This is a genomic window from Streptomyces sp. NPDC096105 (genome assembly GCF_044763335.1).
Lineage (GTDB): Bacteria > Actinomycetota > Actinomycetes > Streptomycetales > Streptomycetaceae > Streptomyces.
Genome location: NZ_JBIWGC010000004.1, coordinates 60,959 through 85,897 on the forward strand (window position 1 = coordinate 60,959; position 24,939 = coordinate 85,897).

The 24,939-nt window shown below is 71.6% G+C and carries 22 protein-coding genes and 3 pseudogenes; 15 read left to right on the top strand and 10 right to left on the bottom strand.

The genetic code is table 11. The annotated features are described in order from the left end of the window. The first annotated feature begins 64 nt into the window (after positions 1-64). Positions 65-688, top strand: a complete 624-nt coding sequence (locus ACIQ8B_RS08095) for a hypothetical protein (RefSeq protein WP_403546132.1) — start codon at positions 65-67, stop codon at positions 686-688. 196 nt (positions 689-884) lie between these two features. Beyond that, positions 885-1,217 (top strand): DUF2516 family protein, encoded by a 333-nt coding sequence (locus ACIQ8B_RS08100; RefSeq protein WP_290001865.1) that lies wholly within the window; start codon positions 885-887, stop codon positions 1,215-1,217. A gap of 45 nt (positions 1,218-1,262) precedes the next feature. Here the strand turns inward: ACIQ8B_RS08100 and ACIQ8B_RS08105 are convergent, their stop codons facing one another. The 3 genes from ACIQ8B_RS08105 to ACIQ8B_RS08115 all read right to left on the bottom strand — a co-directional run bounded on the left by ACIQ8B_RS08105 (position 1,263) and on the right by ACIQ8B_RS08115 (position 5,060). After that, positions 1,263-2,600: a PP2C family protein-serine/threonine phosphatase gene (locus ACIQ8B_RS08105; protein ID WP_403546134.1), complete on the bottom strand. Its 1,338-nt coding sequence runs from the start codon at positions 2,598-2,600 to the stop codon at positions 1,263-1,265. A gap of 343 nt (positions 2,601-2,943) precedes the next feature. Further along, on the bottom strand, positions 2,944-4,035 hold the full coding sequence (locus ACIQ8B_RS08110; protein ID WP_403546136.1) for an NlpC/P60 family protein: 1,092 nt from the start codon (positions 4,033-4,035) through the stop codon (positions 2,944-2,946). 203 nt (positions 4,036-4,238) lie between these two features. Next, positions 4,239-5,060 carry a class I SAM-dependent methyltransferase gene (locus tag ACIQ8B_RS08115; RefSeq protein ID WP_403546138.1) on the bottom strand — a complete coding sequence of 274 codons (822 nt, stop codon included), beginning with the start codon at positions 5,058-5,060 and terminating at the stop codon, positions 4,239-4,241. Between the two features lie 221 nt (positions 5,061-5,281). Between ACIQ8B_RS08115 and mshA the strand changes: the two genes are divergently transcribed. The 3 genes from mshA (at position 5,282) to ACIQ8B_RS08130 (ending at position 8,101) form a co-directional block, all read left to right on the top strand. After that, positions 5,282-6,619, top strand: a complete 1,338-nt coding sequence (gene mshA, locus ACIQ8B_RS08120) for a D-inositol-3-phosphate glycosyltransferase (RefSeq protein ID WP_403546140.1) — start codon at positions 5,282-5,284, stop codon at positions 6,617-6,619. Beyond that, positions 6,612-7,124 (top strand): YbjN domain-containing protein, encoded by a 513-nt coding sequence (locus ACIQ8B_RS08125; RefSeq protein ID WP_403546142.1) that lies wholly within the window; start codon positions 6,612-6,614, stop codon positions 7,122-7,124. Before mshA ends, ACIQ8B_RS08125 begins: the two co-directional genes overlap by 8 nt. Positions 7,125-7,291: 167 nt before the next feature. Then, positions 7,292-8,101, top strand: a complete 810-nt coding sequence (locus ACIQ8B_RS08130) for a hypothetical protein (protein ID WP_403546144.1) — start codon at positions 7,292-7,294, stop codon at positions 8,099-8,101. Between the two features lie 101 nt (positions 8,102-8,202). Here ACIQ8B_RS08130 and ACIQ8B_RS08135 read toward each other — a convergent pair whose 3' ends face one another. Then, positions 8,203-9,039 carry an AraC family transcriptional regulator gene (locus ACIQ8B_RS08135; RefSeq protein ID WP_403546146.1) on the bottom strand — a complete coding sequence of 279 codons (837 nt, stop codon included), beginning with the start codon at positions 9,037-9,039 and terminating at the stop codon, positions 8,203-8,205. A 49-nt stretch (positions 9,040-9,088) separates the two neighbouring features. On the opposite strand from ACIQ8B_RS08135, the gene ACIQ8B_RS08140 reads away from it, so the two are divergent. The 5 genes from ACIQ8B_RS08140 to ACIQ8B_RS08160 all read left to right on the top strand — a co-directional run bounded on the left by ACIQ8B_RS08140 (position 9,089) and on the right by ACIQ8B_RS08160 (position 14,457). Continuing rightward, positions 9,089-9,511 (top strand): DUF2000 family protein, encoded by a 423-nt coding sequence (locus tag ACIQ8B_RS08140; RefSeq protein WP_403546148.1) that lies wholly within the window; start codon positions 9,089-9,091, stop codon positions 9,509-9,511. A gap of 185 nt (positions 9,512-9,696) precedes the next feature. Continuing rightward, on the top strand, positions 9,697-10,653 hold the full coding sequence (locus ACIQ8B_RS08145; protein WP_106413615.1) for a GlxA family transcriptional regulator: 957 nt from the start codon (positions 9,697-9,699) through the stop codon (positions 10,651-10,653). A 113-nt stretch (positions 10,654-10,766) separates the two neighbouring features. Next, positions 10,767-11,765: a type I glyceraldehyde-3-phosphate dehydrogenase gene (gene gap, locus ACIQ8B_RS08150; RefSeq protein ID WP_106413616.1), complete on the top strand. Its 999-nt coding sequence runs from the start codon at positions 10,767-10,769 to the stop codon at positions 11,763-11,765. 295 nt (positions 11,766-12,060) lie between these two features. Beyond that, positions 12,061-12,267, top strand: coding sequence for a hypothetical protein (locus ACIQ8B_RS08155; RefSeq protein ID WP_403546151.1), 207 nt, complete (start codon positions 12,061-12,063; stop codon positions 12,265-12,267). Positions 12,268-12,606: 339 nt separating this feature from the next. Further along, positions 12,607-14,457, top strand: a complete 1,851-nt coding sequence (locus tag ACIQ8B_RS08160) for a YncE family protein (RefSeq protein WP_403546153.1) — start codon at positions 12,607-12,609, stop codon at positions 14,455-14,457. Between the two features lie 152 nt (positions 14,458-14,609). On the opposite strand, the pseudogene ACIQ8B_RS08165 reads toward ACIQ8B_RS08160, so the two are convergent. Then, positions 14,610-14,855 (bottom strand): annotated as a pseudogene (locus ACIQ8B_RS08165) (UTRA domain-containing protein); the annotation flags it as partial. 97 nt (positions 14,856-14,952) lie between these two features. Here ACIQ8B_RS08165 and ACIQ8B_RS08170 point away from each other — a divergent pair. Next, on the top strand, positions 14,953-15,354 hold the full coding sequence (locus ACIQ8B_RS08170) for a DUF6336 family protein (RefSeq protein ID WP_403546155.1): 402 nt from the start codon (positions 14,953-14,955) through the stop codon (positions 15,352-15,354). A 364-nt stretch (positions 15,355-15,718) separates the two neighbouring features. Here ACIQ8B_RS08170 and ACIQ8B_RS08175 read toward each other — a convergent pair whose 3' ends face one another. The 3 genes from ACIQ8B_RS08175 to ACIQ8B_RS08185 form a co-directional block, all read right to left on the bottom strand. Then, positions 15,719-16,054, bottom strand: a complete 336-nt coding sequence (locus ACIQ8B_RS08175; RefSeq protein ID WP_403546157.1) for a GIY-YIG nuclease family protein — start codon at positions 16,052-16,054, stop codon at positions 15,719-15,721. An 883-nt stretch (positions 16,055-16,937) separates the two neighbouring features. Next, positions 16,938-19,685: a caspase family protein gene (locus tag ACIQ8B_RS08180; protein ID WP_403546159.1), complete on the bottom strand. Its 2,748-nt coding sequence runs from the start codon at positions 19,683-19,685 to the stop codon at positions 16,938-16,940. 13 nt (positions 19,686-19,698) lie between these two features. After that, entirely contained in the window at positions 19,699-20,055 is a 357-nt protein-coding gene (locus tag ACIQ8B_RS08185) for a hypothetical protein (protein WP_403546161.1), read from the bottom strand. A 116-nt stretch (positions 20,056-20,171) separates the two neighbouring features. On the opposite strand from ACIQ8B_RS08185, the pseudogene ACIQ8B_RS08190 reads away from it, so the two are divergent. Both ACIQ8B_RS08190 and ACIQ8B_RS08195 read left to right on the top strand, forming a co-directional pair. Further along, positions 20,172-20,738: pseudogene (locus ACIQ8B_RS08190) on the top strand (tyrosine-type recombinase/integrase); the annotation flags it as partial. A 94-nt stretch (positions 20,739-20,832) separates the two neighbouring features. Continuing rightward, positions 20,833-21,003, top strand: a pseudogene (locus ACIQ8B_RS08195) (helix-turn-helix domain-containing protein); the annotation flags it as partial. A 73-nt stretch (positions 21,004-21,076) separates the two neighbouring features. Here ACIQ8B_RS08195 and ACIQ8B_RS08200 read toward each other — a convergent pair. Together ACIQ8B_RS08200 and ACIQ8B_RS08205 are read right to left on the bottom strand one after the other, a co-directional pair. Beyond that, positions 21,077-21,343: a GlsB/YeaQ/YmgE family stress response membrane protein gene (locus ACIQ8B_RS08200; protein WP_403546163.1), complete on the bottom strand. Its 267-nt coding sequence runs from the start codon at positions 21,341-21,343 to the stop codon at positions 21,077-21,079. 143 nt (positions 21,344-21,486) lie between these two features. After that, a complete protein-coding gene (locus ACIQ8B_RS08205; protein WP_403546165.1) occupies positions 21,487-21,738 on the bottom strand; it encodes a hypothetical protein in 252 nt (83 codons plus the stop codon). Positions 21,739-21,871: 133 nt separating this feature from the next. On the opposite strand from ACIQ8B_RS08205, the gene ACIQ8B_RS08210 reads away from it, so the two are divergent. Then, entirely contained in the window at positions 21,872-22,234 is a 363-nt protein-coding gene (locus ACIQ8B_RS08210) for an ArsR/SmtB family transcription factor (protein ID WP_403546167.1), read from the top strand. 31 nt (positions 22,235-22,265) lie between these two features. Next, the gene (gene mgtA / locus ACIQ8B_RS08215; RefSeq protein ID WP_403546389.1) at positions 22,266-24,911 is read left to right on the top strand and encodes a magnesium-translocating P-type ATPase; all 2,646 of its coding nucleotides are present in this window, start codon (positions 22,266-22,268) and stop codon (positions 24,909-24,911) included. Positions 24,912-24,939: the final 28 nt, after the last annotated feature.

Genomic DNA, 24,939 nt, shown 5'->3' on the forward strand with positions numbered 1-24,939 from the left:
ACCGGCCGTCCGCCGCGGACCACACAGACCCTCAGCCGAAACGACATCCGGGAGGACCTTCACCATGGCCATCACCGACGACCTGCGCAAGACCCTCAGCGACCCCAAGCCGCTCTACTTCGCCGCCGGCACCGCCGACCTGGCGCTGCAGCAGGCCAAGAAGGTGCCGGCCCTGGTGGAGCAGCTGCGCACCGAGGCCCCGGCCCGCATCGAGGCCGTGCGCAACACCGACCCCAAGGCCGTTCAGGAGCGGGTGACCGTCCGGGTCCGGGAGACGCAGGAGACCCTGCAGACCAAGGCCAACGAGCTGTTCGGGTCGATCGACACCGACCTGAAGAAGCTCGGCGAGACCGCCCAGGACCTCGCGCTGCGCAGTGTGGGCGTCGCCGCCGAGTACGCGGTCAAGGCCCGCGAGGCCTACGAGAAGCTCGCCGAGCAGGGCGAGCAGGCCGTGAAGACCTGGCGCGGCGAGGCCGCCGAGGGCATCGAGGACATCGCCGTGGCCGTCGAGCCGTCGGCCGATCCGAAGCCCGCGCCCGCCCCGGCCGGGACCGGGGAGAAGCCGGCCGGGGCGGAGCGGGGCGAGCCCGCCGCGGCCACGGAGCCGGCGGCGAGGAAGCCCGCCGCGAAGAAGGCCCCGGAGGTCCGCAAGGCCACGGCGAAGAAGACGACCCCGCCCGCGAAGTGAGCGGCGCGGGACCCCGCTGAAGCGGGACGGAACGGCACGGGCCGGGCACGTGTGCGGTGCCCGGCCCGTTCACCGGGTATCCGGCCGGCGGATGCGGGTACGGTGACGGCGGGAAGACGACGTGGCGCCCACCGGCGGCGCGACAAGGACGACGGCGCGGTGGACGAGCCGATCACGGGTGGTGGACGTAGTGCTGATGCAGGGCTTCGCTAATTTCTTGTGGCTGCTGAGCATGGCTTTGATCCTGTTCAGCGGCTTCGCGCTGATCGACGCCGCCACGCGCCGTGAGGACGCCTACCGCGCGGCGGACAAGAAGACCAAGCCGTTCTGGCTGATCATCCTGGGTCTCGCCTTCGTGGTGAACCTGATCTTCAACATCCTGTCGTTCCTGCCGATCATCGGCCTGATCGCGACGATCGTGTACATGGTCGACGTGCGCCCGGCGCTGCGCGGTCTGTCCGGCGGCGGCCGGAGCCGCAAGGGCTCCAGCAGCGACGGCCCCTACGGCCCGTACAACGGCGGACGCTGAGCAGGAGACCCCCGCCGCCCGGGGCCGGGAAGACCCGGAGGGCGCTCAGCGCGCCCGGTCCAGCAGCAGCACCGCCACGTCGTCCGTCAGCTCGCCGCCGTTGAGGTCCCGGACCTCGTTGACGGCGGTGCGCAGCAGTGCCTCGCCGCTCAGGCCCTCGGCGATCCGGCGGCGGATCATCTCCACCATGCCGTCCTGGCCGAGCCGCTCCCCGGTGTCGCCGACCCGGCCCTCGATCAGACCGTCGGTGTAGAGCATCAGGCTCCACTCGGCGCCCAGCTCCACCTGCGTCCGCGGCCAGCGGGCGCGCGGCAGCAGCCCGAGCGCCGGACCGTTGTCGTCGTACGGCAGCAGCCGTGCGGGCATGCCCGGGGCGGCCAGCAGCGGCGACGGGTGGCCGGCCAGGCACAGGCCCGCCCGGCGGCCGTCGGGGGCGATGTCCACCGTGCACAGCGTCGCGAAGATCTCGTCGTCCGGGCGCTCGTGCTCCAGCACCTGCTGCAGCGTGCTCAGCAGCTGGTCCCCGCACAGCCCGGCCAGGGTCAGCGCCCGCCAGGCGATGCGCAGCTCCACGCCGAGCGCCGCCTCGTCCGGGCCGTGCCCGCAGACGTCGCCGATCATGGCGTGCACGGTCCCGTCGGGCGTGCGGACCACGTCGTAGAAGTCGCCGCCGAGCAGGGCGCGGGAGCGGCCGGGCCGGTAGCGGGCGGCGAACCGCAGCGGGGAGCCGTCCAGCAGCGGTGTCGGCAGCAGGCCGCGCTCCAGCCGGCGGTTCTCCTGGGCGCGCAGCCGGCCCTCGGCGAGCCGCCGCTCCGCGGAGTCGGACCGCTTGCGCTCCACCGCGTAGCGGATGGCGCGGCTCAGCAGCCGGCCGTCCAGCTCGTCGCGGACCAGGTAGTCCTGCGCGCCGACCCGTACGGCCTCGGCGCCGCGCTCGGTGTCGTCCGCGCCGGTGAGGGCGAGGACGGCGTGCCGGGGCGCCAGCTCCAGGACGTGCCGGAGCACGGCCAGCTCGTCGCCGTCGTCCGTCCGGCCGGGCGCGGGCAGCGCCAGGTCCAGCAGGATGCAGTGGACGTCGTCGGTCAGCAGCCGCTCGGCCTCGGTGAGGTTGCGGGCGGTGCGGACGCGCATCGGCCGCCCGGCCTGGTCGAGCAGGTCGGGCACGATCGGCGTGCCGCCCGGGTCGTTCTCGATGAGCAGCAGGGTGAGCTGGGCGGGTGTGGCGGTCTGGGTCTTCGCCGGTGCGGCGTCGGACGGGGTGGCCGCGGGGGCCGTCGTCCGGTTCCCGGGCGACTCCTGTGCGGACTCGTCCGGTGCGGCGGCCGCCCCCTGACCGCCTTCCGCGGCCGGGGTCGCTCTCTGCCGCGGTACGGGTGCGGGCATGGTTCCGGGTTCCTTCCCTCCCCCCGAGGGCATGGCGGGGGCGACGGATCTCGGCCCTGCCCCCCGCGTGCGTCTGGCGTGAGCGGACAGGGGATGCCCCTTCGAACGGGGACGATAGCGGGTGACCGCGCCGCAGCGGAATGGTGCGAGCCACGCCGCCCGGCCAACGGCCGCTGTCATATGCCGCGTTTGCTGCCGCAGTTGGACAGGCCGGAGGCGCTGTGGGGATGACGAACGTCACGTCCACGGGGCGTCGGCCACGAGATCCACGTGCGGTGGGTCACGTGGCCCGTGTCACCGGGCCGTTGGGGCCCGACGGCGCGGCGACTCCACGGCCCGGGCGTCACTCCACGGCGGGGTCGGGCCGTACGACGCCCAGGATCGGCATCGAACCGGCCCCGGCGAGGGTCACCGTCCGTCCGGGGCGGGGCGCGTGGACCATCGTCCCGTCGCCCACGTACATCCCGACGTGACTGGCGTCGGCCCAGTAGATGATGAGGTCGCCGGGCCGCATGTCCTTGACGTCGACGCGCTTCAGCTGCTGCCACTGCATCTGCGACGTGCGCGGGATGGCCTTCCCCGCGGCCAGCCAGGCCCGCGAGGTGAGTCCGGAGCAGTCGAACGTGTTCGGCCCCTCCGCGCCCCACTGGTACGGCTTGCCGATCTGCGCCGTGGCGTACGCCACGGCCTCGCGGCCCTGCGCGGTCGCCTTCGAGGTGACGTCGTCGAGGACGCCGGAGCTCAGCCAGGTGGCCTGGGCGCGGGCGGCGGCCTGCCGCTCCAGCAGGGCCAGCCGCTCCTTCTCCTCCTGCTCGAGCTCGGCCTCCAGCTTCTCGGCCGCCTCGATCCGCTTCTCGATCCGCTGCTGCGCCGCGGCCTTGGCCTTGCGGCCCGCCTCCAGCTTCCGCATCTGCTCCCGCGCGTCCTGCGCGTACTGCTCCAAGTCCTCCTGCGTGCGGGTCATCTCCCCGATCAGGCCCTTGGCCGCGTGCTGGCCCTGACGGACCCGGTCGGCGCCGTCCAGGAAATCCTGCGGGTCGTCGCTCAGCATCAGGTGCGCCTCGGGCGGCAGCCCGCCGCTGCGGTACTGCGCGGCGGCCGCGGCGCCCGCGCGGTCCTTGAGGCCGGCCAGCTTCTCCCGGCCCTCGGCGATCCGCTTCGCCAGCCGGGCGACCTGCGCGGTCTGCTGCCGGGCCTTCTCCTCGGCCGCGTTGTACTCGTCGGTGGCCTTGGCGGCCGCGCGGTAGAGGCTTTCGAGTTTCTTGCGGACGGCCTCGAGCTCCTGGTCGCCGGTGACCACGGTGACGCTCGCGGTCGCGCCCGGGTCCGGCGGGGGAGCGGGGGCCGCGAACGCCGCACCGGGCGCGGCCAGTACGGTGACCGCGCAGACCACGGTCACGGCCGCCGTCAGCACTCTGCGCCTGCCTGCCCCCATGCGTGCACCCCCGCCTGGTTAATCGTCAGTAACTTGTCCCTGCCGGGATGCTGCCATGCCGGAGCGCGAAACGACAGGGGGTGTGGACGACGCCCCCTCCGTCCCGCCGGCCCCTGGACGACCGTCGTCCCGCCGGTGTGACGAACGGCCGGGGGACATCGTTCCCGGCCGGCGGGGTGCGGGAGCCCGGCGTCGCGGCGGCTTCACCACCCTCGCGGCGCCAACGCCCCCCACCGCACGGTGACCTCCCCCTGCCGCCACCGCGCCGGACCGTCCGTCACCGGCCAGTCGGCCGTGAGGTCCCGCACGGCGCGGATCCAGCGCTGGCGCGCGCCGTAGGAGGCGTAGGGCGCGGCGGCCGCCCAGGCGCGGTCGAAGTCGCGGAGGAAGGTGTGCACCGGCTCGCCGGGGACGTTGCGGTGGATGAGCGCCTTGGGCAGGCGTTCCGCCAGGTCGGAGGGGTGGTCCAGGGAGCCGAGCCGGGTCGCGAAGGTGACCGTGCGCGGGCCCTCGGGGCCGAGCGCGACCCACACGTGCCGGCGTCCGATCTCGTCGCAGGTCCCCTCGACCAGCAGCCCGCCGCGCGTGCCGGCCGCCGGGTCGGCCGGCGCGAGCCGCGCGCACAGCCGCCGCCATACGCCGGCGACCTCCCCCTCGTCGTACTGGCGCAGCACGTTCGCCGCGCGGACCAGGACCGGACTGCCCGGCACCGGGATCTCGAAGCCCCCGCGCAGGAACACCAGCCCCTCCCGCTCGTACGGCCGCGCCGAGGCGACCCGGGCCGGGTCGATCTCCACGCCCGCCACCCGGGTGCGGGGCGCCGTGGTGCGCAGCCGGTGCAGCAGTTCGAGCGCGGTCCAGGGCGCGGCGCCGTAGCCGAGGTCGACGGCGAGCGGGTCGGCGGCGCGGCGCAGCTCGGCGCCGTGCGCGGCCGCGATCCAGCGGTCCATGCGGCGCAGCCGGTTCGGGTTGGTGGTGCCGCGCGTCACCGTGCCCACGGGGGCGGAGGCGGGACGCGGTGTCATGGGGACGAGGGTACGGGGGTGCCCGCCCCGGGACCGCGGCGCGTGCGCCGCCACGGCCACGCTCCGCCCGGTCGAACGGTTGAGCCGGGCAAGGCAATGATTCGGTAAAGACCGCCGTCGACGGCGTCCCCCGGAAATGGGAACGAGGCGTTCCGACGTTGACGCCCCCGAGGGCCGTACGCCCCTCACTCAGCCGTGCTCGCAGCGAGGAGGAACGCCACGTGAGCCACTACATCGCGAGGCTCGGGCGGCGCTCCCCCGCCACCCCGTCGCGGCTGCGGCTGCACCGCAGGCCCCGCCGCGTGGCGATGCTCTCCGTGCACACCTCGCCGCTGCACCAGCCGGGCACCGGCGACGCGGGCGGCATGAACGTCTACATCGTGGAGCTGGCCCAGCGCCTCGCCGCGATCAACATCGAGGTGGAGATCTTCACCCGGGCCACCACGGCCGCCCTCCCGCCCGTCGTCGAGCTCGCCCCCGGCGTCCTCGTCCGGCACGTCGACGCGGGCCCCTACGAGGGCCTGGCCAAGGAGGACCTGCCCGCCCAGCTCTGCGCCTTCACCCACGGCGTGATGCAGGCCTGGGCCGGACACCGCCCCGGCCACTACGACCTGGTCCACTCGCACTACTGGCTCTCCGGCCACGTCGGCTGGCTGGCCGCCCAGCGCTGGGGCGTCCCCCTGGTGCACGCCATGCACACCATGGCCAAGGTCAAGAACGCCAACCTCGCCGACGGCGACACGCCCGAGCCCGCCGCCCGCGTGATCGGCGAGACCCAGATCGTCTCCGCCGCCGACCGGCTGATCGCCAACACCGCCGAGGAGGCCGGCGAACTCGTCCGCCACTACGCCGCCGACCCCGGCAAGGTCGCCGTCGTCCACCCCGGTGTGAACCTCGGCCGCTTCCGCCCCGCCGACGGCCGCGCCGCCGCCCGCGCCCGCCTGGGCCTGCCCCAGGACGCGCTGATCCCGCTCTTCGCCGGCCGTATCCAGCCCCTCAAGGCCCCCGACGTGCTGCTGCGCGCGGTGGCCGTGCTGCTCGCCGACCGTCCCGAGCTGCGCTCCCGCGTCTGCGTGCCCGTGGTCGGCGGCCCCAGCGGCAGCGGCCTCGCCAAGCCGGAGGGGCTGCAGAAGCTCGCCGCCCGGCTCGGCATCGCCGACGTGGTCCACTTCCACCCGCCGGTCGGGCAGGAGGAGCTCGCGGACTGGTTCCGCGCCGCGTCCGTGCTGGTCATGCCGTCGTACAGCGAGTCGTTCGGGCTGGTCGCCATAGAGGCGCAGGCCTCCGGCACCCCCGTGCTCGCCGCCGCGGTCGGCGGCCTCCCGGTCGCCGTGCGCGACGGGGAGACCGGCTTCCTGATCCAGGGCCACGACCCGGCCGCCTACGCGCACGTGCTGCGGGACCTCGCCGACCGGCCGGAGCTCGCCGCCCGGATGGGCGAGGCCGCCGCCCGGCACGCCCAGTCGTTCGGCTGGGACACCGCGGCCGCCGCCACCGCCGACGTGTACACGGCCGCGGCCCAGGCCCACCGCCGTCACGTACGCTCCCACCATGGCTGACACGGAAGCGGAGCGGCGGGCGGCACAGGTCGTCGAGGACGTGCTGAAGGACGCCGAGCTGGAGTGGGAGAGCCCGGCCCCCGGGACCTACGTGGTGACCCTGCCCGGCACCCGGAAACTGTCCACGACGGTCTCCCTGATCGTCGGCCGGCACACCCTCTCCCTCAACGCCTTCGTCATCCGCCACCCCGACGAGAACGAGGCCGGCGTCCACCGCTGGCTGCTGGAGCGCAACCTCAAGCTGTTCGGCGTGAGTTACGCCGTCGACCCGCTCGGCGACATCTACGTCACCGGCCGCCTGCCGCTGCCCGCGGTCACCCCGAAGGAGCTCGACCGGCTGCTCGGGCAGGTCCTGGAGGCCGCCGACGGCAGCTTCAACACCCTGCTGGAGCTGGGCTTCGCCTCCGCGATCCGCAAGGAGTACGCCTGGCGCGTGTCACGCGGCGAGTCCACCCGCAACCTGGACGCCTTCACCCACCTGCTGCAGCGGCCCTCGGCCGGCTGACCACCCCAGGGCCGCGCCCTCCGCCACGGGCACGCACCTCGCCCGCCGGACCGGTGAGCCCGGCGGCCGTACCCCGGTGGGGGTCCGAACGGGCGCGCGAGGACGGGCTGTTAGCCTGCCGCGATCCGGGCCCTGGACACAGGGGTCCCATGCATAAGAGGACGTGCATGCGCACAGGCAGATCCGCCCTGGCGGCGGTGCTCGGCGGAACGATCGCCCTCGGGGCGCTGACCGCTCAGCCCGCCCAGGCCGCCGACACCGGCATCAGAGTGTCGAAGGTGGTCGTGAACAACGGCAGGCCCATGGTCGTGGGCACGACCGAGACGAAGTACCCGACGATCAGCTACCGGGTGACCTGGCCCGCCGGGTACACCATCAGCACCGCGACGGCCAACCCGTTCATGTACCACGGGACCACGGCGGCCAAGGCCTTCGAGGGCCTGGGCGGCCAGCTCATCCAGCACGACATGATCCGCTGCTACGAGGACGGCCCGCGTGCCGCGAACTGCGAGGGCGAGCTGCGCATCCGGCCCCGCGAGAGCCTCGACTCGGCCAAGGACGCCACGACGTGGAAGCTGGCGTTCGTCACCTTCCTGCACAAGAAGGGCGGGACCATGAGCTGGGGGTACCTGAACAACTCGGGCACCCTCCAGGTCAAGCGGGCCGCCCGGGCCACGGTCAACGCCTCCCCGGAGCCGGTGGCCAAGAACAGGACGCTCACCGTCACGGGCAAGCTGACGCGCGCCGACTGGGCGAAGCGCACCTACTCCGGCTACGGCAACGTGTCGGCCAGGCTCCAGTTCCGCAAGGCGGGCGCCACCGCCTACACGACGGTCAAGACGGTGCGGGCGAACTCCAGCGGGTCCTTGAGGACCACGGTGAAGGCGACCGCGGACGGCTCCTGGCGCTGGACGTTCGGCCAGACGGCCACGACGGGCGGCGCGACGTCGGCGGCTGACTACGTCGACGTGAAGTGACCGCGACCGCCCCGCCGTCCGGCCGGACCTCACGGCCGGCTCCGGACGGCGGGGCGGTCCGTCACCGGTGGTCCGCGTGTCCAGGCCCCCGGCCTGGTTCCTCAGGGGCGTTCACCGCTCCGGTACCGCCCCGGCGTGACCCCCACCAGCCGGCGGAAGTGCCGGGTGAGATGGGCCTGGTCGTAGAACCCGGCGGCGGCCGCGACGTCGCTCGGCGGCCACCCGTCCAGCAGCAGCCGCCGCGCCCGCCCGACCCGCCTGGACATCAGGTACTGGTGCGGCGGGATGCCGTACGCGGTGCTGAACGCCCGTACCAGGTGGGCGGGATGGGCGGACAGCTCGGCACCCGCCTCCGCCAGCGTCAGCCCGTCGGCCACCCGCTCGTCGAGCAACTCCCGCAGCCGCCGGGCGAGTACGGGGCCCGGGCGGGGCGCGGCCGTCTCCCGTGACCGCAGATGCGCGCGCAGCCGCTCCCCGACCAGCGTCAGCCTGCTCTCCGCCTCCAGTTCGTCCCCGGGCCGCACCAGCGCGGAGTGCACCTGGCCGACGCGCCTGCGCAGCAGGGGATCACGCAGGTCGGGGCGGTCCACGGCGGCCCCGATGAGGTCGTCGCCCAGCCGGCTGGAGTCCAGGTACAGCACCCGCTTGCGGAAGCCCTCGGCCGTGGCCGGCTCGCCGTTGTGCGGGACGTGCGGTGGCAGCAGGGTCACGGTGTCGTCCGGGGTGCCGTGCTCGTGCCGGTCCAGGTCGTACCGCACGGCGCCGGAGTCGACGATCAGCAGCGTCCAGGCGTCGTGGACGTGCATCGGATAGGCGTACCCGGTGAACCGGGCGTGGAACACCTCGACGACACCAGGGACGGAGGGCCGCCAGGCGGAGACGCTCGCCGACGGCGCTGCCGGCGCTGGTTCCGGGGGCGGGGCTGCCGGGGCGGGCATGCAAACAACGTACAAGACCGGGGACGGCCCCGGGCGGCAGTCTCACGGCATGAGCACGAGCACCCGTTTCGACACGAAGATCGCCGTCCTGCTGCGCGAGGACCTGGAGCCCTGGCAGCGCCTCAACGTCACCGCGTTCCTGGTCAGCGGCCTGGGCACACAGGTCCCCGAGCTGATCGGGCAGCCGTACGAGGACGCGGACGGCGTGCCCTACCTGCCGATGTTCCGCCAGCCGGTGCTGGTCCTCCAGGGCGCCAAGGAGGTCCTGAAAGCGGCTCACGAGCGGGCTCTGAGCCGCGCCCTGCCTCGCGCGGTCTTCACCTCGGACCTCTTCGCGACCGGCCACGATGAGGCCAACCGCGCGGCCGTCCGCGCGGTCCGCACGAGCGACCTCGACCTGGTCGGCCTCGCCGTCCACGGCCCGCGCAACGCGGTGGACAAGGCGCTGAAGGGGGCGCGGATGCATCCGTGAGGACGGGGCGCGAGGCACACCGCACACCGCACGACGACCGACGGCCGACGGCGGCCGGCTCCGGCAGCCGCCCGCGCACTCCGGGCCCACCGCCCCGTCCCGCCCGCCCTGCGCACGGGTGGGCGGGACGGGGCGGCGGCGGCCGGGCGGGGACCGGACCCGGCGCGTCCGCGTACGCTTCCTCCGTGCCCGCACCCCGTCCGCATCGCGTCGCCGTCCTGGTGCTCGAGGGCGCGAAGCCGCTCGACGTCGGGATCCCCGCGCAGGTCTTCACGACCCGCGCGAGCATGCCGTACGAGGTGCGGGTGTGCGGGGCGGCGCCCGGCCTGGTGACCGGCGGCGACGGTCTCGCGTACGCCGTCTCGCACGGGCTCGACGCGCTGGAGTGGGCCGACATCGTCTTCGTGCCCGGGTACCGCTTCCCCGACCGTGAGGACCCGCCGCCGGCCGTCGTCGACGCGCTGATCGCCGCGCACGAGCGGGGCGCGCGGCTCGCCGCGATCTCGACGGGCGCGTTCGCGCTGGCCGCCACGGGGCTGCTGGACGGGCGGCGCGCCACCACGCACTGGCACTACACGCGCGCCCTCATGGCCCGGTACCCGCGCGTCAGGGTCGACGAGAACGTGCTGTTCGTCGACGAGGGCAGCGTGCTCACCTCGGCGGGCGCCGCCTCCGGGATCGACCTGTGCCTGCACATCCTGCGCGGCGACCTCGGGGTGGCCGCGTCCAACCACGCGGCCCGGCGGCTGGTCGCGGCCCCGTACCGCAGCGGGGGCCAGGCGCAGTACGTGCCGCGCAGCGTGCCCGAGCCGCTGGGCGAGCGGTTCGCCGCGACGCGGGAGTGGGCGCTGCACCGGCTGGGCGAGCCGCTCACGCTGGAGGTGCTGGCGCGGCAGGCGGGGGTCTCGCCCCGCACCTTCTCCCGGCGGTTCGTCGAGGAGACCGGGTACACGCCGATGCAGTGGGTGATGCGCGCCCGCGTCGACCTGGCCCGTGAGCTGCTGGAACGCTCGCAGCGCAGCGTCGAGCAGATCGCCGCGGACACCGGGCTCGGCACCGGCGCGAATCTGCGGCTGCACTTCCAGCGGATCCTCGGCACGACGCCGAGCGAGTACCGGCGCACGTTCACGCGCGGCGAGTGATCAGCAGGGTGTGAGGGCCGCTGGCAAGATCCTTGTGAACCATGGCGATCCCGCCACTGTCAGCGGCGTGGCGGGCGCGCGAGCCTGGATGACGAGAGGAAGGGACACCACTCATGACTCGCATCGCCATCAACGGATTCGGCCGCATCGGACGCAATGTGCTGCGCGCCCTGCTGGAGCGCGACACCGGCCTGGAGGTCGTCGCCGTCAACGACCTGACCGAGCCGGCCGCCCTCGCCCGGCTGCTCGCCTTCGACAGCACCGCGGGACGCCTCGGGCGCCCGGTGAGCGTCGACGGCGACACCCTCGTCGTCGACGGCCGCCGGATCAAGGTGCTGGCCGAGCGCGAGCCGGCGCGGCTGCCGTGGGCCGACCTGGGCGTCGACATCGTGCTGGAGGCCACCGGCCGCTTCACCTCGGCCGGGGCCGCCCGCGCCCACCTCGACGCGGGCGCACGGAAGGTCCTGGTCAGCGCGCCCTCGGACGGCGCGGACGTGACGCTGGCGTACGGCGTGAACACCGACGCGTACGACCCGGAGCTGCACACGATCGTCTCCAACGCGTCCTGCACCACCAACGCGCTCGCGCCGCTGGCCGCCGTCCTCGACGACCTGGCCGGCATCGAGCACGGGTTCATGACGACCGTGCACGCCTACACGCAGGAGCAGAACCTCCAGGACGGCCCCCACCGTGACCCGCGCCGCGCCCGTGCCGCCGGCGTGAACATCGTGCCGACCACGACGGGCGCCGCGAAGGCGATCGGCCTGGTGCTGCCGAACCTCGACGGCAAGCTGTCGGGCGACTCGATCCGCGTGCCGGTCCCGGTGGGCTCCATCGTCGAGCTCAACACGACGGTCTCCCGCGACGTGACGCGCGACGAGGTGCTGGCCGCGTACCGCACGGCGGCCGAGGGCCCGCTGGCCGGGGTCCTGGAGTACTCGGAGGACCCGCTGGTCTCCTCGGACATCACCGGCAACCCGGCGTCGTCCGTCTTCGACTCGGCCCTCACCCGCGTCGACGGCCGCCACATCAAGGTGGTCGCCTGGTACGACAACGAGTGGGGCTTCTCGAACCGGGTGATCGACACGCTGGAGCTGCTGGCGCGGGGCTGAGCTTCCCCTGCTACGTGCCTCCTGCTCACGGGTGTTCGTGAGCAGGAGGCACGCCTGTTCCGCTTCGGAAATCCGGGCCCACGGCCTGCGGCAGCCACCACGGTGCCGGTCGAACTGGTCCACTACGTGATCGACCTCATGGAGCGCGCGCGGCTGGGGCCGCTCTGATCGGGGACGAGGGGTACAGCCTGCTGTACCGCCGGCTCGGGGGCCCACCGGCGCGACGGGAAGGGCCCGGATCCCTAGCGTTGGGGGTACGGATTTCACCCGCCAACTCCTCCTGGGAGCAGCCGCCATGACGACCACCCACCCCAAGGCGTCCGACAACTCCGCCACCCGCACGACCCTCTGGGCCCTCGTGGCCGTCAGCGGTGTGGCCAACGTCGTCACGTCCGTCGCCCAGGCCCCCCTCGTGGTGAACCTGACCACGGGCCTCGTCACCCTCGCCGCCCTGACCGCCCTCGGCACCCGCCACCTCCGCGCCCGGCGGAACAGCACCTGAGCGGCGTCCGGTGCGAACGGACGCCGTGGCCGCGCCGCCGCCCCCGGCCGGCACGCCCGAGCCCGTGCGCGATCCACGGGGTATTCCGTTCCCCGATTGTCAGTCGCATGCCATACGCTGCGTTCCTGGCAGCGTCCAACACCCGTTCGGGTGAGGGGGGACGCGCGGCCTCTTTCCTCTTCACGTCCGGCGCGTACCGGACTTCTTCCTTGGGGGCACATCACTGTGCGCAGGCGCAGCATCGCGACCGCGACGGCACTCGCGGTCGTCCTCAGTTCCGCGGCTCTGGTGGGGGGCGCGGCAACACCGGCGGCGGCCGATTCCGCGAAGGTCCTTCCGGTGAGTTCGGTCGGCGACATCGTCGTCGACGGGACCCACCAGCGGGTCTACGTCTCCGACCCGACCGGCGGAAAGATCGTCGTCACCGACTACAACGGCACCGTGAGGGCGACGCTCACGGGCCTGTCCGGAGTGTCCGGCCTGGCCGTCTCCGACGACGGCGGCCAGGTGTACGCCGCCGTGACGAAGGGCGACCGGATCGTCTCGGTCGACACCAGCACCTACACGCAGACGGCGAGTTACCCGGTGGGCGCGGCCCCCGGCGACCTGGAGGTGGTGGACGGCCGCGTCTGGTTCGCCCACGGCGCGGACTTCGGCTCGCTGGACCTCTCCGGTCCCGAGCCCGTCGTGCACCTCGGCCAGCGGGGCGACGCCGGCTTCTACGGCGCCCATGCCATCCTGGCGTCCGACCCCGCCGTCCCGGGCACCCTGGTGGCCGGTGGCGGCAGCTACGTCGCCGTCTACGACGTCTCCGCCGACGGAGCCGCCCTGCGCGCCACGGCGTACATGGGCAGCGGCGTGAAGCAGCTGGACCTGACGCCGGACGGCGAGCAGGTCCTCACCTCGTGGGGCCAGGGCCACGGTTACAGCCTCGGCGCCTACTCGACCGCCGACCTCACCGAGCAGCCGGGCTATCCCATCGAGGCCTACCCGAACGCCGTGCGCATCGCGCCCGACGGCAGCATCGCGGGCGGCAGCTTCTCCTGGTACGACCCCGACGTCCACATCCACCGCCCCGGTGACCCGGTGCCGGTGCGGGAGTACGACTTCCCCAACACCGGCAACAGCAGTGGCGCCGACACCCTCGTGGACGGGGCGCTGGCCTGGGCGCCGGACGCGAGCCGGGTCTTCGCCGTCTCGGTGAACACCTACGGCACCCACACCCTGCGTGCCCTGACCGACCCCACCAAGGAGCTGCCCGCCCTCAAGGTGTCGGCCCCGGCGAAGTCGGAGCGGGCCAAGAAGCTCACCGTCACCGGCAAGCTGACCTCGAAGACGCTCCCGCCGGCCGGGACCGTCCTGAAGGTGACGCGCACGGACGTCGAGTCGCCGAAGGGCAAGGCACTGGCGTCCGTCAGGACGAAGGCGGACGGCAGCTTCTCCTTCGCGGACACCCCGCCGGCCGGCGGCAAGGTCACCTACAAGGTCACCTGGGCGGGCGACGCCACGCACGCCCCCGCCTCCGGCTCGGACGCCGTGGTGGTCTCGCGCAAGGCGGCCTCGCTGACCCTGAACAACAACGGCAAGGTGTACGCGTACGGCAAGAAGGTCACCTTCACGGCGCACCTCGGCACGACGTACAAGAACCGCACCGTCTCGATCTACGCGGACCCCTTCGGCGCCGACAAGCCGAGGAAGCTGCTGAGGACCGGCAAGGTCAACTCCAAGGGCAACCTGTCGGCGACCGTCACCATGGGCCGTGACACCACCGTCAGCGCGGTCTTCGCCGGCGACGCCCGCTACGCCTCGAAGACCGTGAAGTCCACGGGGTACGCCAGGGTGAACGTCTCCACCGCCGTCTCCAAGCACTACAGGACGGGCAAGATCGGCTCCACCAAGTACCACTACTTCCGCAAGAACACCGACCCCGTGTTCACCACGACCATGAGCTACTACAAGGGCCGCGCGCAGCGCGTCCAGCTCCAGGTCCGGTACGCGGGCGCCTGGCACGACACGGCCGCCGAGTACTTCGCCCTGAACAGCAAGGGCAAGTCGGTCGTACGCCTGGAGGCCCCGGGCGAGTCGGGCATCCGCGCCCGCATCCGCTCGTCGTACGTCAACGGCTCCTCGGGCGACTCCGTCAACTCGACGACCCACGGCGCCTGGAAGTACTTCACGTTCACGAAGTGACCCGCGCCGCACGGCGACGACGACGCCTCCCACCCCCGCGCCGTACGCGGGGACGGGAGGCGTCGTCATGCGAAGACCGCGAGTCGACCCGCCCGGTCGAAGTGACGCATCCCGCCAGCGCCCCTGACGGCGGCAGGACCGCGTGAGGTGACTCAGCCGCCGGCCCGGGTGCTCGCCGGGCTCGCGTCGAAGTCGTACTCCAGGACGTACGAGGCGGCGTCCAGTGTCATCTCGTTGATCTCGACCGGGCGGCCTTCGTGCGTGAGGGCGGTGCGGCAGATGAGGATGACCGGTGTGCCGGTGGCCGTGCTCAGCTGTTCCGCCTCGTCCTTCGACGGCATGCGTGGACGGACCTCTTCCCGGAAGCGCACCGGCTCGTGTCCGAGTTCTGCGAGCCTGGGCTGATGCTCCCGGAACTGGTGAGCAAAGCGATCCCCCACGGGTGGCCCGAGGGCCGTTGCGGCTGCTCGGGCCGGGCGGACCAGGGTGCTGGCCATGGCTGTGGACCAAGACGGCGTGATGCTGCCGCGACTGCGGCCGGGCGGCGTCGCGCGGCGGGGGGTTGCCTTCGGCCTGTTGGGTGTGGTGCCGCTCGTGATGGCGACTTTGAGCACCAGTGGCCACAGTGCCCGACGGGAATTCCTGGCCGGCGTCAGTGTTCTGGGCTTCTTCGGTGCGATCTTCCTCGTGTTCGGTGCCGGTTTCTGGTGGCTCAGTGCGGGGGACATCCGACGGATGCGGGACTGGCGCACCCTCACGAGTCAGGCCGACTCGGTCACCGTCGTGGGCCCGGTGTTCCTGCGCTCCGGGCTGTGTCTCTTCGCCCTGGGGGCTGCCGCTTTCGGGCTGTACCACCTCGTGGACGCCGCGCCTTACGACAGCTGGTTGCACAGCTAGAACTTGCCCTCACCGGCAGAACCCGCCCAGGAGGCGCGTCGGGGGCTGCCCCACTCCGTCCCGCCAGGGCCGTCGCAGTACTCGCACAGCGGCAACCGGGCACCGGATCCGTACCCTGACGGCCCAGAGACGCCCCGAAGGCGGCAACAAGCCCCCTGCTCGCGGATAACCGCAGGCAGGGGGCTTGCTCGCGTTCGCTCACTTCTTGTCCCTGGGTCTTGCCGGGGATCTTGGCGAGCTGGGTTCTTGCTGGTCAGGGGCGGCGGGTCCGTGCGCCTGGTGGCCGTCGTCGGTCGTCATTGGTCGCTGCCGAGCAGCCTCGGACGGTCCAGGGACGGCCCGGACAACGACCCGTCGGCCAGGACTACGAGCTGATCGGCAGCTCCCGCGCTCGCTGGCGTGCTTGGGCCCGTAGCTCCTTCAGGCGGGTGTGGAACGCGCTGTGACGGTTCTGGTCGAGGTTCAGTGGCAGGTCGAGCTGACAGATGAGCTGCGACTCCAGGTCCCAAGGTTCGCTCCGCTCGATCCAGCAGACTCGCGCGTTGTCCGCCATCCACTGGCTCAGGGTGGATTGGCCAGAGCCGGCACAACAGGTACGACGTGGACTCGGTGGTGAGCTAGCACTCGGGCAGCATCGCTCACGAGTCCGAGCGTAGCGGCCGTAACTGATGGAGGCGTCGGCGCTCTCGGAGCACCGCATTAGGAGAGCGGCTGGGTGATCTGACGCCTGAGCTGCGACTTCGCCGGTCGAGGCAGCGGACGGGTACTCGACCGCGGGGTACCGGTGTTGACCGTGATTGACCCCTGCATCTGGCACGGTTGTGGCACGAACCTCAGCCGGCGACAGTCAGTCACGACGGCGGGTGCGCCGACCGATCAGGCGCGCGTATGTTTCGCTGCGCTCCCGGTGTCCTCAGCCACGCTACCGGTACGGCTGTCCTTGAGGGGCCTGATGAACATCGTGGACCATGAGGGCATGCGCCCTGGGTTAAGTCGTACAGCCGGCATCGTGACCATGGCGGTCGGCATCGCCGTTGCGTCATGGGTGGTATTCGGTCCCCCCGGGGACTGGGAAGGCGGCATACGGTGGATACGTCACGGTCCTGCATTGGGAACCCTGGGAGCGATCAGCTTCGGTGCAAGACTGATGTTCCCTGGGACAGGTGAGGACCAGACCAGCACGGTGTAGCCGAAGGGGTCTCACCCGCCAGAGCTGGTGGGTGAGACCCCTTCGAGCCCGTGCCCCCGGCAGATTCGAACCTGCGACACCCGCTTGAGGAGTTTTCTCCGGGCGGGTCTGTGACCTGCGAAAACGTCGACTACGCAGCGTCTGGCCTGGGAATATTCCTCTCCCTGGTTCTCAAGTGTTCACAGGGCTTCCCGGCCTCATGTGTGCTGAATCCGTTCCTCGCGGCACCCGCCATCCACAGGCCCTCGGCCGCCTGTGCAATCGGTGCAGGGAGGGGGGGCCGACCGGGTCTTGGCGTGGGGATCGCCGAGGCCGCGACGGGATTGACGGAATCGTCATCAGGCCGAGGCTCAGCCGAAGTGCCGAGCCAGGGGAGGACGGGAGGCTCCTTCTTTCATCCACCTCTGGCGAGGCGGTGCACGATATCCCAGCCCTTGTGCGTAATGCGTGGATCGTCGTTGGGGGTGGGGGGCCGGCCCAGGAGGTGCTCCCGGTTTAGTCTGGCTACCGCCTGGCAGGTCTTGGGGCCGTAGTGATTGCTCTCGACAACAAGCTGGTCGAGGTATCCGGCTCGCTTCAAGAGTCTCTGCAACTCTTCGACGTCCGCATGGACGCGGCCGGGCGCAAGGCGCCGCGGGAACGGCGGGACCATGAAGTGCCTGCGGTCGGATTGGAGGGGGATGCTCAGAGCCTGCCCCTCACGGATGGTGTACGGGGCCCGGAGGTCGTTCTCGTCGAGGATGCCCGCCTGACGCACGCCATAGCGTTTCGCAATGTCAGAGACGGTTTCATCGCGTTTGACGACATACATCACGTGCGTGTGCGTTGAGGGCTGGTAGGTGAAGCGCTGCCGTGGCCACCACGGCCACCAGGGCTCTGCGGGCTTGGTCTGCTTCCGTGCGGTGCGCAGAACGGCGGCGAAGTCCTTATGGTGGGAAGCCCTTTGCTCCAGGTACCGGGCGCAACCGATCTGTGAACGCTCCTCCAGCCCGATGATGAGCTGTGCCTGCGTTGTCATGCTCCACTCGGTGACGACCGCCCTGAGCACCCTGTTGGACAGGGTGTTGGCTTCTGCCTTCTCCAGGCTGTCCACCATTGTGACTACCTGGTGGACGGGGCGTCCGGTAATGCTGAGCAGCAGTTCCGACTTGTGTGGAAGGGAGCGCTCCAACGCCACGGCGAGCCGGGCAAGGTCACTGGGCGGGCGGGTCTGCAAAAGATCGGATAGCTCGGCGTCGCTGAGGAACCGTGATCCCGCGTGGTCCAGGTGGCGGAGCATTCCGGCGGCGTGGCCTACGGGGCGGTGGAGACTTAGCCAGAAGATACGGTCCGCCGGTCCGTCCTGCCCCGCGGCGTCTAGCTTGGTCACCAGATAGGCGGCCTGACTGGACGAACACGCTCGGGCCGCCTCATCCAGCAGCTCTCCCATTGTCTGGTCGGCGATCAGTTCGGTGAGGTGCGAGGTGATGGAGGCGAACTCCTCGACCGTCCGCTCCCGCGCTGTTTCCACGGCTGCCTCCAGCGCGTGCTGGTGCTGGCCGACCGCCAGCAGATGCGCGATGAACTGAGAGACCTCCTCTATGGACCAGCGCTGTACTGCCAGGAACCGGGCAGTGGCAGCGGCGTCAGCCAGCTGGTTCGACTGCAAGGCCGCGACCAGCTCTGCCAGGTATTCGGGGCCGCGTTGGCTCATAGCGACCGCGAATATCTGCCGTGCTTCGTGTTCGTACCCTTCCCGCACGAGGACGGAGATCATCTCGGCGGCGTCGATGGCGCTGCGACTCTCCGCGACGATCTGGGAAAGGAGGGCCGCAGTGTCCCGCATGTTGTCCACGTACAGCGGCAGGAACAACGCCGTGACGTCGGAGGCTGCGCGGCGCTCGGAGACGGATCGCGTGACCTCGATGAGCAGCTCGGTCAGCTCGCCATGGGCCAGCTCCTGCATCAGCTGGACAGTCTCTGCCACGTCCCTTGTCAGTGCGAAACCTGTGAGGAGCACCCGCGCGTGTTCAGCGAGGTCCGCCCGGCACAGAGCCTCGGCGAACTGGACAGCCTGCTGTGTTGGCTGCAACCGCACGGAAAGCTGCAACAGGCTGACGACACACTCGTCCGCGGATATCGCGTGCAGCAGGTCCACTAGATGCGCGGTTTCCTCCACGGGCCGGGTCAGGAACAGGGTCGGCAGCGCGGCCTCGACTGGAGCACGAAGGCCGGCCTCGAAGAGAGCAGCCAGAAACGGGGCGAGCTCAGCGACCGCTCGTACCTGGAGAGCTATACGGACGAGGTCGCCAGCGGTGGCCGCGCGTTTCTCGCTCAGGAGGCTCACCGACGCCACTAGCTGGGCGATTGTCGCAGTGCGTGGCGTCGACTCCAAGACATGCAGCATGTCGTGTTGGGCATCGGTCGGAGGCTCGGTAGGCACATAGGCGCTGTTGCGGATAAAGGGGGTGGCGCCCAGGCCGTTGCGGTCCAGGTCCAGCGGCGTGGGTCGGCTCCGGGCCTTCAGGCGTCCCCGTACATTGCGGAAGATGACGTTGAGGTCGAGCAGCTCGCCCGCACCTGGCACACCCTTGCTCAAGGTCTCGATGAGTTCGGCGGTGAAGGCCGTGAAGGTCTCCCCGGGCGGGGAGAGAGCCACGGCCGTTTCTCTCGCCGCGGCCATGACATAAGTGCCGTCCACCTCCGCGAGGTCGATGACCGACTCGGACTGGACGCCGAACGCTCGTGCGCCGTAGCAGCAGTCCAGGATGACGATGCGGCGGGCCGCCCCGGTCGACTCGATGGGGCGCCTGATCCAGTCGTAGGGGACGGCCGTGTCGTAGACGGAAGCATTGTCGCTTTGCGGGACGGCCAGGTGCAGGTCACCCTTGTCGTCGAGTAGACCGTGTCCCGCGTAGTAGATGAGCAGCGTGTCGGTCGCCTCGCGCGCGGCCTTCTGCACCGCCTTCGATACCTCGACGGTAGTGGCCGGGTCGACCAGAGCGACGCAGCTCTCCGTGCTGAACGGTGCGTCGGGCCCGCACAGCAGCGCTCGCAGTGCGGGCACGTTGGCTTGTACGGCGGGCAGGTCGTCTAAGTGGAAGTATCTGCTGGCACCGATGAGGACGACCTGTGAACGATCCGGGCAGGGGAGGTGGTCCACGGCTCGGCCGCGCCTATTCGAGCCCGAGCCGTTCGAGGAGGGCGCGTGCCTCCTCTGGCGAGCCGGTATTGATCTCGACGGTTGTTCCGTCGGGCCGACGAACCGTCAGGATGGGTTGTTGCGGCCGCGTGGCGCGCCAGCTGATGAGGCTCAGAGCCAATGAAGCGGCGTTGAAAGCTGAACCGAGCACAAGTGAGAGGACGTCGATCACCGACCCCTGCGCTCCTGGTACGGGTGGGTCTACCGCCCCTAGCTGCGGGGCCGTGAGGCGCCTCGTGTGCCGGTCCGATTGAAGCCAACTGTGCAGCGACCTCAACTCGGCTTCCTTCTCAATGTCATTCACGCCTTCAACACTGACCTGAACCTGCATGATCCATCCTCTTTCGCCTCAGAGTTCATGGTCCACAGACGTCGGCGCCGACGCGCTGGTTCCCGATGGGCTGAGGCTTTGGCGTACTCGCCTCCGCCTGCAAAGTCGAGGTACGGCTGAGAGTGGCGGACCTGCGCCGCTTCATCACCCGAGTGCAGAACGCCCACACGGGCGCGACCGCGAAAGAGATGCACCGGGTGCTGCGCACGGCACTCACGGCGACCGTGCGCGAGGAACTGTTTACGCGAAACGTGGCGTCGCTGGTGGAGCCGCCATAGCCACGTGGTGCCGATGCCTGCGTTGTGTATCGTGCCGCTGCGCTGGCACCGGCTGCGGCAGTGCGAGGCGTTCGCGCGCACGTGCGACGCCTGGTTGGAGACCGGTTATGTCTTCGTCACGTGCAACAACGGCCGGCCGATCAGCCGCGGAACGTCTACCGGTCCTTCATGCGCATCGTGGCCGGTGCAGGGCTGAGGGTGGTCCGGCTGCGCGACGCGCGGCACGGCTGCGCCACGCTGCTGACGGCGGCCGGCGTCGCCCCGCGGGCCACCATGGAGATTCTGGGGCACAGCCAGATCAGCATCACGATGGACGTGTACACGCACGTCGTGCAGGACACGCAGCGGGAGGCCATGAGCCACATGGACCGGCTGCTCAGGAAGAGGCACCCCGGTCGGGCGTGACCGCCCTCGTTGATGTCAGAAGTGGATGTCAAAGGCCCCGGGCCGTGACCTTGGGTTCTAGGAGTCGTTGCAACACCCCAGCTCAAGGGGTGGCATGGACTTCGAGATCCGTGAGGACCGGCAGCCGCAGGGACCCAGGAAGCTCACTCGTGAGCGGGAGGCATACTTCCGGCTCATGCAGCAGGGCGTGAGCAACACGGAAGCGTGCCGGATCGTCGGGATCAACCGGCGGACCGGGGAACGCTGGCGCTACGGACGCGGCGCGTTCGGCAGGATTCGAACTTGCGACACCTGCTTTAGGAGAGCGGCTGGCCTGTGGCCGAGGGGCCGGTACTCGGTCAGTCGCGCGAGTTGCCGAACAGCAGGCGGTAGCCGATGAGCAGGACCAGCGAGCCGTCGATCGCCACGCCCCAGGTGCAAAGGTCGAAGAAGTGTTTCTCCACCGGACGGTCGAGGAAGCGGGCGGAGAGCCGGCCGCCGACGAACGCGCCGACGATGCCGATGAGTGTCGTGCCGATCAGGCCGCCCGGGTCGCGGCCAGGCAGCAGGATCTTGGTGATGGCTCCGGCGAGCAGGCCGGGAATGATCCAGCCGATGATGCCCACGTTGGTGTCCTCCGGTCCAGTCGGGCCTGGCGGAGCCCGCCTGGTGCCGATGCTGTAGGTTGCCTGATTGCGCAAATCTGGGGAAAGTTCTGGAGGCATGGGCGTGGGCCGTCGGCAGCTGCCCCTGATGCGTCGAGGTTTCGTCACCTGCTCATGACACTGCGCGATCCGGGAACCGGAAGTGGTCCCCGCAGTGAGGCGTGCCCCGGCCGATCCAGGCGTGCGGGCAGTCGTCCGCGGACCACCATCAGCAACAGGGAGGCGGGCGCCGCTTCGGCACCGGCGCGCTCGTCGGTGCAGGCGCGGCCGGCCTGGTCGGCGGTGCGCCGATGGACGAGGCGTTCGATGACGACGAGCCGGGAGCGGCCGTCGACAACCAACGCGAGGACCGGCATCCGGCCGATCCCCTCGTGGCCGGCCGTCGGCAGGACGGCCGGATTCCTGGCAGCGCAGATACGCCGAGGTCGCGCGCCTACACTGGACGGACGCGTGTGCGGCGGTTGTGATGTGGGCGGGACGGAGAAGACTGTGCTGGAGAACGCCGGTGGCTTCGAGGATCCGTCCGCCGATGTTCTGGCGGAGGCGGCCGCGGCGTTCGGGCTGCTCGCCTCTTCGGCCCGGCTGCACCTGATGTGGGCGCTGTCCCAGGGCGAGAGCGATGTCACGCACCTCGCCGACCGGGTGGGCGGTGCGCTGCCCGCGGTCAGCCAGCATCTGGCGAAGCTGAAGCTCGCCGGGCTCGTGCGCTCGCGCCGTGAGGGCAGACGACAGGTCTATTACGTCGACGACCCCGACATCGTGACGGTGGTGCGCGTGATGGTCGGGCAGCTGACCGCGCGCTCGTATCAAGCCTCCGCACCGGTACGCCGGCTGCGTGGGACCGGTGGATGAGACCGCCACGGCTTCGGGACGGCACGCCGGGATGTCCGGGCCCGTGGCCGTACCGACGCCGGGCAGCGGCCAAAGTGCCGCCGCTGTGGGGCATCGTCCGGGACTCGCGGTGCCGTCCGTGCTGGAAGTGCTGCGTCGGCTCGACAGTGGTCCGCGCGGTCTGACGGAAGCGCAGGCCGAGGAGCGTCTGGCCAGGGCGGGCGCGAACACGGTTCCGGCCCAGCGCGCGGCCTCGTGGCCGCGGCTGTTCGTCCGCAGCCTGCGGGACCCCTTCACCGCGGTCCTGCTGTGCCTCGGGGTGGTGTCGGCCGCCGTCTTCGCCTGGGGGACCGCTTCGGTGATCCTCCTCCTGGTCGTGGTGAGCTGCGTGCTGCGCGCATCCGGCGAGCACCGGGCCGACCGGTCCATGGCCGGACTGCGCGAGCTGGTCGCCACCACCGCCACCGTGCTGCGTCGGGTGGACGACGAGGGCACGGCCGCGACGCCGACGGTCCGCGAGGTTCCCGTGGCCGAGCTGGTTCCCGGTGACGTGGTCCGGCTCGGGCCGGGCGACCTGGTTCCGGCGGACGTACGTCTGCTGCGTGCGAGCGGCCTGACCGTGCACCAGGCCGCGCTGACGGGGGAGTCGGCCCCCGTCGCGAAGTGCGCGGACGACACCCCCCGCAGAGCCGGGGGCGGCGTGTTCGACCAGCCGCAGCTGTGTTTCCAGGGCAGCAGCGTCGCTTCCGGCAGCGCCACCGCGGTCGTCACCGCGACCGGCGCGCACACCCGGTTCGCCGCCGCCCACGGCCGAGTCTCCGGCCGGGCGGAGGCGAGCGCCTTCGACCGTTCCGTGCACGGCATCTCCTGGATCCTGATCCGGTTCATGCTGCTCACTCCGCCGCTGGTCCTCATGGCCAACGCGGCGCTGCGCGGGCGCGGCCTGGAGACGCTGCCGTTCGCGGTCGCGGTGGCGGTAGGGCTGACGCCGGAGATGCTGCCGGTCATCGTCACCACCTGTCTGGCCCGTGGGGCCTCGCTCCTGGCCCGTACGCACAGGGTGATCGTCAAGCGGCTGCCGGCGCTGCACGACGTCGGAGCCATCGACGTCCTGTGCCTGGACAAGACCGGCACGCTCACCCAGGACCGGCCGGTCGTCGACCGCGCTCTCGGTCCGGGCGGCCAGGACGACTCCGGGGTCCTGCACTGGGCCGCCGTGAACGCCTGGTGGAACCTGCAACTCGCCGACCTGCCGGCACCCGACGCCCTCGACGAGGCGATCCTGGACGCGGCCGACGAGGACACGCTCATGGCGTACGACGGGACAGCGGCCATCCCCTTCGATCCCCGCCGCCGCCTCGCCACCGCTGTCGTCCGCACGCCCGGGCGTCTCGGCACGCACACCCTGGTGGTCAAAGGGGACGTCGAGGCCGTCCTGCAACGCTGCACCTTGCCGGAGGACGACCGCGAACGGCTCCGCGTCCTCGCCGCCGACCAGGCCGACGGCGGACTGCGCGTCCTGGCGGTCGCCACCGCCGAACGCCCGGCACGCGCCCGTGACTACACCCCGGCCGACGAACGCGGCCTCACCTTCCGCGGCCTGGTCACCCTGCGGGACGCGCTCGCGCCCACCGCCGTCGACGCGCTGAACGTTTTCAACGAGCGGGGCGTCACTGTCAAGATCCTCACCGGTGACCACCCGGGCACCGCCGCCCGTGCCTGCCGCGACCTCGGCATCCCCGTCGCCGAGGACGGTGTGCTCACCGCCGACCGCATCGACGGCCTCACCGACGCCGACCTCGCCGACCTGGCCCGCCGTACGACCGTGTTCGCCCGCTGCACCCCCGAGCACAAGGCCCGGATCATCCGGGCGCTGCAGACGGCCGGGCACACCGTGGGCTTCCTCGGCGACGGCGTCAACGACCTGCCCGCGCTGCGCGCCGCCGACGTCGGCATCGCTCCGCGCGGCGCCGCCGACGTGGCCCGCGAGGGCGCCGACGTGGTGCTCGCCGAGAAGGACCTCACCGCGATCGCCCACGCCATCCGCGCAGGCCGGCACGCCAGCGGCAACATCGCCACCTACCTGCACATCACGCTGTCCTCGAACCTCGGCAATGTCATCGCGATGCTGTCGGCCGGTCTGCTCCTGCCGTTCCTGCCGATGCTCCCGGCACAGGTCCTGGTACAGAACCTGTGCTTCGACGCGGCCCAGCTCGCCTTCGCCTACGACCGCCCGCACCCCTCGGTGCTGCGGCGGCCGACCGCCCTGCGCCCGCGCGACCTGCTGCGCTTCATCACCGCCTTCGGCGTCATCAACGCCACCGCCGACCTCGCCACCTTCGGCATCCTCGCGTTCGCCCTGCACGGTCCGGGGACCGGGGACGACGAGGCGGTGTTCCACTCCGGCTGGTTCACCGAGAACCTGCTCACCCAGGCCCTGGTGATGCTGCTGCTGCGTGCCGGCCGCCACCGGGTCGAAGGCCACAGGCCGGGCCCACTCACCTGGGCCGCGGCGGCGCTGGCCGCCATCGGCCTGCTGCTGCCGCCTTCCCCCCTCGGGCCGTGGCTCGGTCTGACCGCGCTTCCGGCCGTGTACTACCTGCTGCTCACGGCCGTTCTCGTGCTCTACATCGCCGTCCTCCTGGCGGGCAGGGCGCGCTACGAGCGACGGCGTGCGGAGCGGGGGACGACATGGTGAGGCGCCGGCTCGCACGGGGCGAAGGGGG